Source organism: Pedococcus sp. P2_E5, from assembly GCF_056403895.1.
The window spans coordinates 1-12,780 of record NZ_JBFUEP010000049.1; the positions used below are offsets into that span (position 1 = coordinate 1).

12 protein-coding genes are annotated in these 12,780 nt (G+C 71.1%); 4 read left to right on the top strand and 8 right to left on the bottom strand.

Annotated elements, in window-relative coordinates:
* From alr to glmS, 4 genes are all read right to left on the bottom strand, one after another.
* Nucleotides 1–857 (bottom strand): alanine racemase (gene alr / locus AC1DVZ_RS15870; protein WP_477619174.1); only part of this gene is annotated, 857 nt, incomplete at its 3' end.
* Nucleotides 858–886: 29 nt separating this feature from the next.
* Nucleotides 887–2,293 carry a bifunctional ADP-dependent NAD(P)H-hydrate dehydratase/NAD(P)H-hydrate epimerase gene (locus AC1DVZ_RS15875; protein WP_477619175.1) on the bottom strand — a complete coding sequence of 469 codons (1,407 nt, stop codon included), beginning with the start codon at nt 2,291–2,293 and terminating at the stop codon, nt 887–889.
* A gap of 70 nt (nt 2,294–2,363) precedes the next feature.
* Nucleotides 2,364–2,714 carry a holo-ACP synthase gene (locus AC1DVZ_RS15880; protein WP_179421791.1) on the bottom strand — a complete coding sequence of 117 codons (351 nt, stop codon included), beginning with the start codon at nt 2,712–2,714 and terminating at the stop codon, nt 2,364–2,366.
* An 11-nt stretch (nt 2,715–2,725) separates the two neighbouring features.
* Entirely contained in the window at nt 2,726–4,585 is a 1,860-nt protein-coding gene (gene glmS, locus AC1DVZ_RS15885; protein ID WP_477619176.1) for a glutamine--fructose-6-phosphate transaminase (isomerizing), read from the bottom strand.
* Between the two features lie 91 nt (nt 4,586–4,676).
* Between glmS and coaA the strand changes: the two genes are divergently transcribed.
* Together coaA and AC1DVZ_RS15895 are read left to right on the top strand one after the other, a co-directional pair.
* Nucleotides 4,677–5,648 (top strand): type I pantothenate kinase, encoded by a 972-nt coding sequence (gene coaA / locus AC1DVZ_RS15890; RefSeq protein WP_477619177.1) that lies wholly within the window; start codon nt 4,677–4,679, stop codon nt 5,646–5,648.
* 71 nt (nt 5,649–5,719) lie between these two features.
* Nucleotides 5,720–7,123, top strand: coding sequence for a class II fumarate hydratase (locus tag AC1DVZ_RS15895; RefSeq protein ID WP_477619178.1), 1,404 nt, complete (start codon nt 5,720–5,722; stop codon nt 7,121–7,123).
* Between the two features lie 15 nt (nt 7,124–7,138).
* Here the strand turns inward: AC1DVZ_RS15895 and AC1DVZ_RS15900 are convergent, their stop codons facing one another.
* From AC1DVZ_RS15900 to AC1DVZ_RS15910, 3 genes are all read right to left on the bottom strand, one after another.
* Entirely contained in the window at nt 7,139–7,888 is a 750-nt protein-coding gene (locus AC1DVZ_RS15900; RefSeq protein ID WP_477619179.1) for an aggregation-promoting factor C-terminal-like domain-containing protein, read from the bottom strand.
* 285 nt (nt 7,889–8,173) lie between these two features.
* Nucleotides 8,174–9,502 (bottom strand): PhoH family protein, encoded by a 1,329-nt coding sequence (locus tag AC1DVZ_RS15905; protein ID WP_477619180.1) that lies wholly within the window; start codon nt 9,500–9,502, stop codon nt 8,174–8,176.
* 402 nt (nt 9,503–9,904) lie between these two features.
* A complete protein-coding gene (locus AC1DVZ_RS15910; RefSeq protein ID WP_477619181.1) occupies nt 9,905–10,666 on the bottom strand; it encodes an isoprenyl transferase in 762 nt (253 codons plus the stop codon).
* A 99-nt stretch (nt 10,667–10,765) separates the two neighbouring features.
* On the opposite strand from AC1DVZ_RS15910, the gene AC1DVZ_RS15915 reads away from it, so the two are divergent.
* A complete protein-coding gene (locus AC1DVZ_RS15915; protein ID WP_477619182.1) occupies nt 10,766–11,587 on the top strand; it encodes a thioesterase family protein in 822 nt (273 codons plus the stop codon).
* An 88-nt stretch (nt 11,588–11,675) separates the two neighbouring features.
* Nucleotides 11,676–12,374 (top strand): PAQR family membrane homeostasis protein TrhA, encoded by a 699-nt coding sequence (trhA, locus tag AC1DVZ_RS15920; protein ID WP_477619183.1) that lies wholly within the window; start codon nt 11,676–11,678, stop codon nt 12,372–12,374.
* On the opposite strand, the gene AC1DVZ_RS15925 is transcribed toward trhA, so the two are convergent.
* Entirely contained in the window at nt 12,363–12,764 is a 402-nt protein-coding gene (locus AC1DVZ_RS15925) for a VOC family protein (RefSeq protein WP_477619184.1), read from the bottom strand. The two genes, trhA and AC1DVZ_RS15925, sit on opposite strands and share 12 nt — an antisense overlap.
* Between the last annotated feature and the right edge of the window lie 16 nt (nt 12,765–12,780).

Sequence of the window (12,780 nt, forward strand, 5' to 3'; positions counted from 1 at the left end):
GTGTAGACGTGGCCGTACGAAACCCCTTGTCCCGCAGGGGAATCCTTGACGCTGGACAGCCGGGCGACCAGCCGCATGGCCTCACGAAGGCCGAAGTCCTCGGGAGCCCCCAGGTCAGGGACCGGCGAGAGGCCGTAGACGGAGACTCCCGGACGCACGAGGTCGTAGTGGGCCGAGGGGTTGGTCAGCGTGGCGGCCGAGTTGGCCAGGTGCCTCACCTGGGGCGTCAGGCCGACGCGCTCCGCCTGGGCGACGATCCCCTCGAACCGCTCCTGCTGGGCCTTGACCGTCGGGTGCTGGGGGGCGTCGGCATAGGCGAAGTRGCTGAACAGCCCCACGAGCTCCACTGCGCGCTCGGCCTGGGCCGACGCCAGGGTGGCCAGCAGCTGGTCCAGATCGGAGTCCCAGGCGCCGTTGCGACCGAGGCCGGTGTCGACCTTGAGGTGGACCCGCACCGTTCGCCCCGTGACGGTGGCAGCGGCGAGCACCTGGTCGAGGGCCCACGACGTGGAGACGCCGAGGTCGACGCCGAGCTCGACGGCTTCGACGAAGTCCTGGCCCGGCACGTGCAGCCACGACAGGAGCGGCGCGTCGATCCCGGCGCGGCGCAGCTCGACGGCCTCGGGCAGCTGGGCCACGCCGAGCCACGTGGCTCCGCCGCGCAGGGCGGCCCGGGCGCTGGGCACCAGACCGTGGCCGTAGGCGTCGGCCTTGACGACCGCCATCACCTCGGCGCTGCCGGCCAGCCGCTTGAGGGCCGCGACGTTGGCGCTGATCGCGGACAGGTCCACCTGGGCGCACGCGGGCAGCCCCGGCGGGGCCGGGGCTGGGGGTGTGCTGATCGTGGTGTCGCTCATCGCCGCCCAGTCTTTCACGAGCGTGGGAGTCAGCGCGTGAGCAGGTGCGCGACGGTGGCGGGTATGCCGTGGGCGACGGCCAGCGCGCGCACCGGGCCTCCCGGGTTGGCCCGGTCGGCAGCCACGCCGTGCACGAGGGAGCCCAGGCTGCCGGCGTCCAGCGGCGAGAGCCCGGCCGCGAGGAGGGCTCCGCAGACTCCGGCGAGCACGTCCCCGGCTCCCGCCGTCGCCAGCCAGGGCGGGGCGTCGGTCTGGGAGCGCACGGGGAGTCCCGAGGCCGTGGGTGGCACCACGAGCGTGGTGGCCCCCTTGAGCAGGACCGTGGCCCCGGTGAGGTCGGCCGCGCGGCGGGCGTGGCCCACCGGGTCGGCCTGGACCGCCTCGCGGGTGGTCTCAGAGCCCTCGAGGCGGGTCAGCAGCCGGGACAGCTCACCCGCGTGTGGGGTGAGAAGGGTGGGGCCCTCGCGCGTCCCGTCGACCAGGTCGAGACCGCCCGCGTCGACGAGGACCGGCAGGTCGGAGCCCAGAGCCTCGCGGGCCACGTCGAGCTGGGCCTTGCTGCCGGCCGCCCGCGAGGCCGTGTCGAGGCCGGGTCCGACCACCCACGCCTGCACCCGCCCCTCGCCGTGCACGGCCTCGGGGATCGCAGCCCGGACCAGGCCGGTCGGTGTGGGTGTCCCGACGTAGCGCAGCATGCCCAGGCCCGCCCCGACCGCGGCCGTGCAGCACAGTACTGCTGCCCCGGTGTAGTCCTCACCACCGGCGACCACCCCGAGAACACCACGCGAGTACTTGTCGTCAGTGGCGGTCGGGATGGGCCACAGGCGCGGCACGTCGGAGAAGTCGAGGCGTTCGACGTCGGGCGCACCGTCCACCTGGAGGCCGATGTCGATGACCGTCAGCCGACCGACGGCAGCCTCGGTCGCAGGGAGAAGGTGCACCGGCTTGGCCACCCCGAAGGTCACCGTCTCGTCGGCGAAAACCCCTGTGTCCGAAGCACTCTCGCCCGCCGGGTCCTGACCCGACGGCAGGTCGACGCTGACGACGTAGGCGGACTCGGGGATGTCATCCACCCACGCCACCGCCGCCTCGGGCAGCCCGGGCCGTCCTCCGATCCCCAGCAGTCCGTCGATCACGAGGTCGGCGTCGGCGAGCGGGGCCTCCCACTCGCCGTCCACTGCCACGACCCTCACGCCGGCCGCCGGCCACGACGTCGCGTCGCCGATGGCCAACGGCCAGTTCCCCTGCAGCGCAACGCAGTCGTAACCGTCGTCCGCGAGGTGGGCCGCGGCATACAAGGCATCTGCGCCGTTGTTGCCCGGCCCGGCGAGGACCGTGACACGGGTGCCCCCGGAGGCTTTCAGGCGGGCGCGGCACACCTCGGCGAGCCCTGCGGCGGCGCGCGCCATGAGCTCGCCCTCGGCGAGCTCGCCCATCAGCGCCTCCTCGGCCGCGCGGACTCGCTGCGCGGACCACGCCCTCAGCACTGCCCGGCCCTCAGCACGTTCAGCCTTCCGCGATGACGACGGCCGAGGCGATCCCCGCGTCGTGCGACAGCGAGATGTGCATCGCGTGCACGCCCAGTGCCTCGGCGCGGGCCTCGACGGTGCCGGTGACCTGCAGGTGCGGGCGGCCGTCGTCGCCCCGTCGCACGGTCGCGTCGTGCCACTGGAGGCCGACCGGCGCGCCCAGCGCCTTGGCCAGCGCCTCCTTGGCGGCGAACCGCGCGGCGAGCGAGTTGAGGGGCAGCGAGCGCTCCTCGTCGGTGAAGAGGCGGTCGAGCAGGCCGGGTGTGCGTTCGAGCGTCTGCCCGAAACGCTCGACGTCGACGACGTCGATCCCGACTCCGACGATCACCTAGTGCCCGATCACTCGACGGTGACGCTCTTGGCGAGGTTGCGAGGTTGGTCGACGTCGAGGCCCTTGGCCGAGGACAGGTGCAGCGCGAAGACCTGCAGCGGCACGACGGTCAGCAGCGGCGCGAGCAGCGGTGACGTAGCGGGCACGCGGATCACCTCGTCGGCGAAGGGCACCACGTCCTCGTCGCCGTCCTCGGCGACCACGATGGTGCGGGCGCCACGGGCGCGGATCTCCTGGATGTTGGAGACGACCTTCTTGTGCAGCTCGTGCGGGGTGCCGGGGCCGGGCACCACGATGAAGACCGGCTGCCCGGCCTCGATGAGCGCGATCGGGCCGTGCTTGAGCTCACCCGCGGCGAACCCCTCGGCGTGGATGTAGGCGAGCTCCTTGAGCTTGAGCGCGCCCTCCAGGGCGACCGGGAAGCCGACGTTGCGGCCGAGGAAGAGCACCGAACGCGTGTCCGCCATGAACCGGGCGATCTCCTTGACCCGGTCCATCCGGCCGAGCAGGTCCTCGAGCTTGGCCGGGATCTCGTGCAGCTCCTTCATCACCGACTGCGCGTCGTCGGCGAACGTGCCGCCACGCAGCTGGGCGAGGTAGAGCCCGAGGATGTAGCAGGCGGTGATCTGCGCGAGGAAGGCCTTGGTCGAGGCGACCGCGATCTCGGGACCGGCGTGCGTGTAGAGCACCGCGTCGGACTCGCGCGGGATGGTCGAGCCGTGGGTGTTGCAGATGGACAGGGTCAGCGCGCCGAGCTCGCGAGCGTGCTTGACGGCCATCAGGGTGTCCATCGTCTCGCCCGACTGGCTGATCGAGACGACGAGGGTGCGCTCGGTGGCGATGGGGTCGCTGTAGCGGAACTCGTGGGCGAGGGAGACCTCGACGGGGATGCGGGTCCAGTGCTCGATGGCGTACTTGGCGACCATGCCGGCGTAGGCCGCGGTGCCGCAGGCCACGATCGTGATGCGGTCGACGTTGCGGAGCTGGTCCTCGGTGATCGACATGTCGTCGAGCACCAGGCGGCCGTCGATGTCGGTGCGACCGAGCAGGGTGTCGCCGACGGCGTGCGGCTGGTCGTAGATCTCCTTCTCCATGAACGTCGCGTAGCCACCCTTCTCGGCGGCCGCGGCGTCCCAGGTGACCTCGTAGTGCTTGCCCTCGGCGGGGGTGCCGTCGAAGTCGATCACCGAGTAGGAGTCGGGGGTGATCGTGACGATCTGGTCCTGACCGAGCTCGAGGGCGTTGCGGGTGTGCCCGATGAACGCCGCGACGTCCGAGCCGAGGAAGTTCTCGCCCTCGCCGAGACCCACCACGAGCGGGCTGTTGCGGCGAGCGCCGACGACGACGCCGGGGCTGTCGGCGTGCACCGCCAGCAGCGTGAACGCGCCCTCGAGGCGGTTCACGACGTTCCGCATCGCCTCGGTGAGGTCACCGGTGGTGGCGTACTCGCGCGCCACGAGGTGGGCTGCGACCTCGGTGTCGGTCTCGCTCTCGAAGGTCGCACCGTCGGCGAGGAGGGCGTTCTTGAGCTGGTGGAAGTTCTCGATGATGCCGTTGTGGATGAGGGCGAGCTTGCCGTCCTCGCCGGCCCGGTGCGGGTGGGCGTTCTGGTCGGTCGGGCCGCCGTGGGTGGCCCACCGGGTGTGACCGATGCCGGTCGTCGCGCCCGGGAGGTGGTCGGCGTCGAGCGCGTCCTGGAGGTTGACCAGCTTTCCGGCGCGCTTCTCGCTCGCGACCCCGTCGGTGGTGACGAGGGCAACGCCCGCCGAGTCGTAGCCGCGGTACTCCAGGCGGGCCAGGCCCTCCATGACGACGTCCAGCGCTTTGCCGTCCGCGTTCGGGCCGACGTATCCGACGATTCCGCACATGGGAGGCAGCCTAACCGTCGACCGCGTCCGGCACGGCATCAGCGGGCCCGGACGCGGACGCGAGGCAGGCGCGGATGCCGCGTGAGCAAGAATGGCGCCCGTGAGCCACCCCGCGAACGGCAACGGCGCCCTCCCCTCGCCCTACGTCGAGCTGGACCGTGCCGCCTGGGCCCGACTACGGGAGAACCAGCCGCTCAACCTCAGCGCCGACGACGTGAGCCGGGTCCAGGGACTGGGCGAGCGGGTCGACCTCGCCGAGGTCGAGGAGGTCTACCTCCCGCTGTCGAGACTGCTCAACTTCTACGTCGGCGCCACGGCGGGACTGCACCGGATCACCGGCGACTTCCTCGGGGAGAGCCCCGCCAAGACGCCCTTCGTCATCGGGGTCGCCGGGTCGGTCGCCGTGGGCAAGTCCACGACGGCGCGCCTGCTCAAGGAGCTGCTGTCCCGTTGGCCGGGGACACCCGAGGTCGAGCTCATCACGACGGACGGGTTCCTCTACCCCAACGCCGAGCTGGAGCGTCGGAACCTGTTGCAACGCAAGGGATTCCCCGAGTCCTACAACCGGCGAGCCCTGCTGCGCTTCGTGGCGGAGGTCAAGTCCGGCAAGGCCGAGGTCAGCGCGCCGGTCTACTCCCACCTGACCTACGACATCGTCCCGGGCGAGCGGGTCGTCGTGCGCCAGCCCGACGTGCTCATCGTGGAGGGCCTCAACGTCCTCCAGGCCCCGCGGCTGCAGGAGGACGGCCGCACCGGCCTGGCCGTGAGCGACTTCTTCGACTTCTCGGTCTACGTCGACGCCCACCTCGACGACATCCGGCAGTGGTACGTCGAGCGGTTCCTGCGGCTGCGCGAGACGGCCTTCGCCGATCCCCACTCCTACTTCCACCGCTACGCCGTCCTGTCCGACGAGCAGGCCCGCGACACCGCCGCGCGCATCTGGCGGGAGATCAACGAGGTCAACCTGCGCGAGAACGTGCTGCCCACGCGCAGCAGGGCCACGTTGGTGCTCGCCAAGGGCAAGGACCACAGCGTGCGTCGCATCCGCCTCCGCAAGCTCTAGGTGGGGTGTGCCGCGTGGCCGGCCACGCGGCATACCTCGCCTCCGTCCCCCTCTCCGCGCATGATGGGGACATGAGCGAGCAGACCCCCGCCACGCGCACCGAGCACGACTCGATGGGAGACGTGGAGGTACCCGCCGACGCCCTGTGGGGCGCCCAGACCGCGCGGGCGGTCGAGAACTTCCCCATCTCCGGCCAGCCCGTGCCTGCGGGTGTGATCCATGCCCTCGCGCTGCTCAAGGCCGCAGCCGCTGAAGTCAACGCCGAGCTGGGGGTGATCGACCCCGCCATGGCCGAGGCCATCGCCGCCGCGGCCTCCGAGGTGGCGCAGGGAGGGCACGACGACCAGTTCCCCATCGACGTCTTCCAGACCGGGTCGGGCACGTCGACCAACATGAACGTCAACGAGGTCGTCGCCCGGATCGCGCACCTCGCCACCGGCGATGCCGTCCACCCCAACGACCACGTCAACGCCGGGCAGTCGAGCAACGACACGTTCCCGAGTGCGCTGCGCATCGCGGCCACCCTGGCAGTGCACCGCGACCTCGCGCCCAGCCTGCAGCACCTCGCCAAGGCGTTGCGGGCCAAGGAGACCCAGTTCGTCGACGTCGTCAAGGCCGGCCGCACGCACCTGATGGACGCGGTGCCGGTGACGCTCGGACAGGAGTTCGGCGGCTATGCGCGGCAGGTCGAGCTGGGCGCCGGGCGCGTCCTCGTCGCAGCCCAGGCGACGGCCGAGCTGCCCCTGGGTGGCACGGCTGCCGGGACGGGCCTGAACGCGGCACCGGGGTTCGCGTCGGCCGTCATCGAGCGGGTGAGCAGCCAGACCGGGGTGGTCTTCCGCGAAGCCGCCGACCACTTCGAGGCCCAGTCCGCGCAGGATGCCGTCGTCGAGCTCAGCGGGGCGCTCAAGGTCGTCGCCGTGAGCCTCACCAAGATCTGCAACGACCTGCGCTGGATGTCCTCGGGGCCGCGGTCGGGGCTCGGCGAGATCCACCTGCCCGACCTGCAGCCCGGGTCGAGCATCATGCCCGGCAAGGTGAACCCCGTGCTGCCCGAGGCCACCTTGATGGCCTGCGCCCAGGTGATCGGCAACGACACGGCCATCACGGTGGCCGGCGCCTCGGGCGCCTTCGAGCTCAACGTGATGCTGCCTGTCATGGCCCGCAACATCCTCGAGTCCGCCGCACTGCTGGCCGCGACGTCCCGACTGCTTGCCGACCGCTGCGTCGCGGGCATCGACGCGGACGTCGAGCGCGCCAGGGACCTGGCCGAAGGCTCTCCGTCGATCGTCACCCCGCTGAACCGCTACATCGGCTACGAGGCCGCCGCCGCCGTGGCCAAGCAGTCGATCAAGGAGCGTCGCTCCATCCGCGAGGTCGTCATCGAGCGTGGCCACGTGGCCAGCGGCGAGCTCACCGAGCAGCAGCTGGACGAGGCCCTGGACGTGCTGGCCATGACCCGCCCACCCCGCTGAACGGTGCGGGCTGCCTCAGTACCAGTGCGGTGAGCGGCTCTGCCAGAAGTCCAGCGCGCCACACGGCGTGCCGTAGGAGCTCTTGATGTACTGCAGGCCCCAGCGGATCTGGGTGGCCGGGTTGGTCAGGTAGTCCGAGCCGACGGTGGCCATCTTGGAGGCCGGCAGCGACTGGGGGATGCCGTAGGCGCCCGAGGACGAGTTCGTGGCCTTGTAGTTCCAGCCGCTCTCGCCCATCCAGAGGCTGTCCAGGCAGCTCCACTGGCCCTGGTCGAACCCGAACTCGGGGAGCAGCGCGCGAGCAGCGGCGCGAGGGTCGTTCTGGGCGTTCTCGAGGATGGCCTGCTTCTTGGCCTCGAGCGCCTTGCGGGCCTTGTCGCGGGCAACCTTCTCGGCGGCCTGGCGACGCGCGGTGGCAGCAGCCTGGGCCGCGGCGATCGCGGCGATGCGGTCCTTCTCCTGGGCTGCGGCGATGCTCGCGTTGGTCTCGTTGCGGTCAGCGGCCAGCCGGGCGGTGTCCTCGATCTGCGCATCGGCGAGCTCGTTCGCCTGCGCGATCGCCTCGGTGCTCACGGTGAAGGCGGCCGCGCCGGTCTGGCGCTGGTCCGTGGCCTGGTATCCGGCGGCGGTCGTGGCGACGACCGCCAGCAGCACGCTCGACGTCACGGCGGGGCGACGGATCGCCTTGGTGAGGGCGGAGGATCGAGAGGCTTTCCTGCCGTGGGCCGCACCATGGCGGTGCCGACCCTGGTAGGGCTGACTCATACGGGTTCCTCCAAAGGAAAGGCCACCGCATACGTGGTGGCCTCAATCGGTGCCGGGGGGATGTCGTGGCCAAGTCGCCCAACAGGCTTGCGTCAGCCCAACAGACAGCGTCCCGGCACGTTATGAAACCGAGACTTTACCCGACCTTGGAAGGCGAACTCCAATCGCCCGCATGCCATTGGGGCCCTTGTGGCGGGTGTGACGGCAGATTCATCCTTTTGGGGGAGGCACACCGCCCTGTGAGCAGGGCCGGTGTGCCTCCGGACACATCTGTGGGGTGACCCCTCAGACCTCGAGGCCCTCGAGCAGGTCGGTCACCAGGGCCGCGATCGGACTGCGCTCGCTGCGGGTGAGGGTGACGTGGGCGAACAGCGGGTGCCCCTTGAGCGCCTCGATGACGGCTGCCACCCCGTCGTGGCGCCCGACCCGCAGGTTGTCCCGCTGGGCGACGTCGTGCGTGAGCACCACGCGTGAGTTCTGGCCGATGCGCGAGAGCACGGTGAGCAGCACGTTGCGCTCCAGGCTCTGCGCCTCGTCGACGATCACGAACGCGTCGTGCAGCGAGCGGCCCCGGATGTGGGTCAGCGGCAGCACCTCGAGCATGCCGCGGTCCATGATCTCCTCGACGACCTCGTGGGAGACCAGGGCGCCCAGGGTGTCGAAGACGGCCTGGGCCCACGGACCCATCTTCTCGGACTCCGAACCCGGGAGGTACCCCAGCTCCTGGCCGCCCACGGCGTACAGGGGCCGGAAGACGACCACCTTGCGGTGCTGGCGCCGCTCCATGACCGCCTCGATGCCGGCGCACAGTGCGAGCGCGGACTTGCCGGTACCGGCCCGCCCGCCGAGCGAGACGATGCCCACGTCCGGGTCGAGCAGGATGTCGAGGGCGATCCGCTGCTCGGCGCTGCGGCCGTGCAGCCCGAAGGCGTCGCGGTCGCCGCGCACCAGCCGGATCTGCTTGTCGGCACCGACCCGCCCCAGACCGCTTCCCCGCGGCGAGAGCAGGACGAGGCCGGTGTGGCAGGGCATCTCGGCGGCCGCGGCGTTCTCGATGCGGCCGTGCTCGTACAGCGCATCCATCTCGACGGTCGTCACGTCGAGCTCGGCCATGCCGGTCCAGCCGGAGTCGATCGCAAGCTCGGCGCGGTACTCCTCCGCCTCGAGACCGACGGCCGACGCCTTGACCCGCATCGGCAGGTCCTTGCTGACGACGGTGACGGCGAAGCCCTCGTCCGAGAGGTTCTTGGCGACCGACAGGATCCGGGTGTCGTTGTCCCCCAGCCGGAAGCCGGCCGGCAGCGAGCTCGAGTCGGTGTGGTTGAGCTCGACGCGCAGGGTGCCGCCGTCGTCGCCGACCGACACGGGGGCATCGAGCCGCCCCTCGCTCATCCGCAGGTCGTCGAGCAGCCGCAGCGCCTGTCGCGCGAAGTACCCCAGCTCGGGGTGGTGTCGCTTGGCCTCGAGCTCGGTGACGACCACGACCGGGAGCACGACCTCGTGCTCCTTGAACCGCAGCATGGCGCGCGGGTCGGACAGGAGGACAGAGGTGTCGAGCACGAACGTCCGGAACGCGGGCGCCGTGGGCTTGCCCTTCGCCTTCGGCACCGGCATGGCGCGAGAGGCTCCTGCGGCCCCAGGGGTGCTGGCGGTGCGCGGCGATGAGCTGGAGGAGGTACGACGGGTGCTGTCGTGGTTCGAGGCCAATGTCTCTCCTTGGCACAGCGCGCGCTCGGCGCGATGCGCCTACTCGCGAACGAGGTGCCGGGACCAGGCTCTCCCACCGCGGTGGAGCCGGTTCCGGCCCTCCGCTCGGAGCTGGATTCGCTCCATAGGTCGGCCTCCCCGAACGTGGGACGGGTGCCCCGCGTCACTACGGACGGTACGACCGTGTCAGGCCCTCGCGACGCAACCACGCCGCATGTCGCGCAGAGTTGACCCGTTGGCCCGATGCGGGTCTCAGGTGTTGGTATGCCGAGTGGTCGGCCGGTTGCCCCTGAGGCCCCTGGTCGGTGGCTAGTTGCCGAACCGCCTGTTGCGGTCGGCGTAGGCACGCAGCGCGCGGAGGAAGTCGACGTGCCTGAAGTCGGGCCAGTAGGCCTCGCAGAAGTAGAACTCGCTGTGCGCGCTCTGCCACAGCAGGAAGCCGGACAGCCGCTGCTCGCCCGACGTGCGGATGACGAGGTCGGGGTCGGGCTGGCCCTTGGTGTAGAGGTGCTCGGCGATGTGCTCCACCTGGAGCGTCTCGGCCAGCTCCTCGATCGTGGTCCCGTTCGCGGCGTGCGCGACGAGCATCGACCGGACTGCGTCGGTGATCTCCTGGCGTCCGCCGTATCCGACCGCGACATTGACCGTCATGCCCTTGACGTCCTCGGTGAGGTCGGCGGCTTCCTTGAGGCGGCGCGCGGTCTCGGCAGGCAGCAGGTCCAACGACCCGACCGGGTTGATCACCCAGCGCTTGGTCTGGGCCAGGTCGCTCACGGTGTTCTCGATGATCGACAGCAACGGGACGACCTCCGCCGCCGGTCGGCTCAGGTTGTCGGTCGAGAGCAGCCACAGGGTGACCACCTCGACGCGCGCCTCCTCGCACCAGTCCAGGAACCCCGCGATGTTGTCGGCCCCGGCCTGGTGGCCTTCCTTGGTGCCGTGGCCGCGGGCCTTGGCCCAGCGGCGGTTGCCGTCCAGCATCACGCCGACGTGCCGGGGAAGGGTCTCCCGCGAGAGGCGACGGCTCAGTCGCCGCTCGTACGCGGCATACAGGAGGTCGGACAACGCCACGGCCACTCCTCGCCTTCTCCGGAACTGCACACGACCCACTCGGTCCCAACGCACCACGCTACCCCCGCGCGCCCCGCGCGGTCAGGCAGGATCGCGACCATGTCGCCCCCGCCCGGATCCTTCTACCAGCTCGACGAGACGGCACCGGGACGCAACACCGTCACCGCCACGCCCCACACCGCCGGGCCGTGGTCCGCCGACGCCCAGCACGGCGGGCCGGCCATGGCGCTCATGGCGCGTGAGGCGGAGCGGCTGGGCGACGGGTCGCGAGTGGTCGCCCGCGTTACCTGCGACCTGCTCGGACCGGTGCCCGTGACGCGGCTGCGGGTGACCGCCCGCGTGGCCCGCCCCGGGCGGTCCGTGGAGCTGGTGGAGTGCGAGCTCGTCGACCTGGCCACGTCGCGCGCGGTGGCGCGGGCCGCACTGTGGCTGGTGCCGCGCGTCGAGTCGGGACCGGTGGCAGGGCTCCCCGTGCCCCCGCCGGGTCACACCGAGGGCGCCCAGCACGGTATGCCGCGTGGCTGGCACCCGGGGTACCTCGACGCGATCGAGTGGTCCTGGGTCGACGGCGCCCTCGAACACCCCGGGCCTGCCACCGTCTGGATGCGACCGCGGGTGAGCCTCGTGCCGGACGAGCCGCTGTCACCGCTCCAGCGGTTCCTCGTGTGTGTCGACTCGGCCTCGGGGGCCAGCGCCGCACTGGACATCCGCGACTGGCAGTTCATGAACACCGAACTCACCGGCCACCTGGTCCGCGAGCCGGGTGGGGAGTGGATCGGCCTGCGGGCGCAGACCACCTTGGGAGGCGGCGCCGCCGGCCTGGCGCAGGCAGAGGTGTTCGACGAGCACGGATTCGTGGGCCGAACGGCGCAGGCGCTACTGGTGCGACCAGCGCTGGTGCGACCAGCGGGACAGGAGTGACGGACCGACCAGCCTCCGAACCCCCGCTGAGGCCAGCCTCACAACCTACGCGCTAGTAACCTACGCAACCGTAGGTTACAGTGGGCCCATGACTACGGCACCCGCCCCTCGCTCCCCGCAGGGACCCATCGAGTCAGTCGTCGCCGCGGTGAAGCCGCACCTGCGCGGCTGGCTGCACGCCGGCATGGTCCCCCTCGCCCTCGCGGCAGGCATCGTCCTGATCGCCCTGGCCCCCACGACTCCCGCGCGCATCGCCGCCGCGGTCTTCAGCGTCACCGCCTGGCTCCTGTTCGGCACCTCTGCGGTCTACCACCGCGGGAACTGGTCGCCGAAGGTCGCCGGCATCCTGAAGCGGATGGACCACTCCAACATCTTCCTGATCATCGCGGGCACCTACACGCCCTTCGCGCTGCTGCTGCCCCGTGACGACGCCCGGACCATGCTGGTCATCGTGTGGTCCGGTGCCATCGCCGGCGTGCTCTTCCGCGTCTTCTGGGTCGGCGCCCCCCGCTGGCTCTACACCCCGGTCTACGTCGCCCTCGGGTGGGTGGCGGTCTTCTACCTCGGCCCGTTGCTCAAGTTCGGCGGCCCGGCCATCGTCACCCTGATCGCCGTCGGCGGCCTGCTCTACACCGTCGGCGCGCTCGTCTACGGCATCAAGCGGCCGAACCCCTCACCGCGCTGGTTCGGGTTCCACGAGATCTTCCACACCCTGACGGTCGCCGCGTTCACGGTGCACTACATCGCGGCGTCCATGACGGTCTACGGCGCCGGTTCACCCAGCTGACGCCTCAGGCCCCGACGGCGCGGTCTCCCAGAGGCCCACGATGTTGCCCTCGGTGTCGGTGAAGTAGGCCGAGAAGCCCATCGAGGCGACCGGCTCCTTCCGTGACAACACGGCTCCGCCGGCTGCCTCGACCCTCGCGAGCGTGGCGTCGATGTCCTCGACGTCGATGACCACCGTGGGCGAGGCGAGGGTGGAGGACCGTTGGCCCATTCCCCCGTTGATGTACCCGGGTTCGGTGGGCCCCTGCTCGCCGGATGGGCCGGTCGACACCATCGTGTAGTCCATGCCCGGATAGGACTGCAGGTCCCACCCGAAGAGCTCTCCGTAGAAGGCGCGGGCCCGCTCCCCGTCGTCGTAGGGGAGTTCGAAGTGGACGATGCGACCGCTCATGACGGAGCCTCCTGGG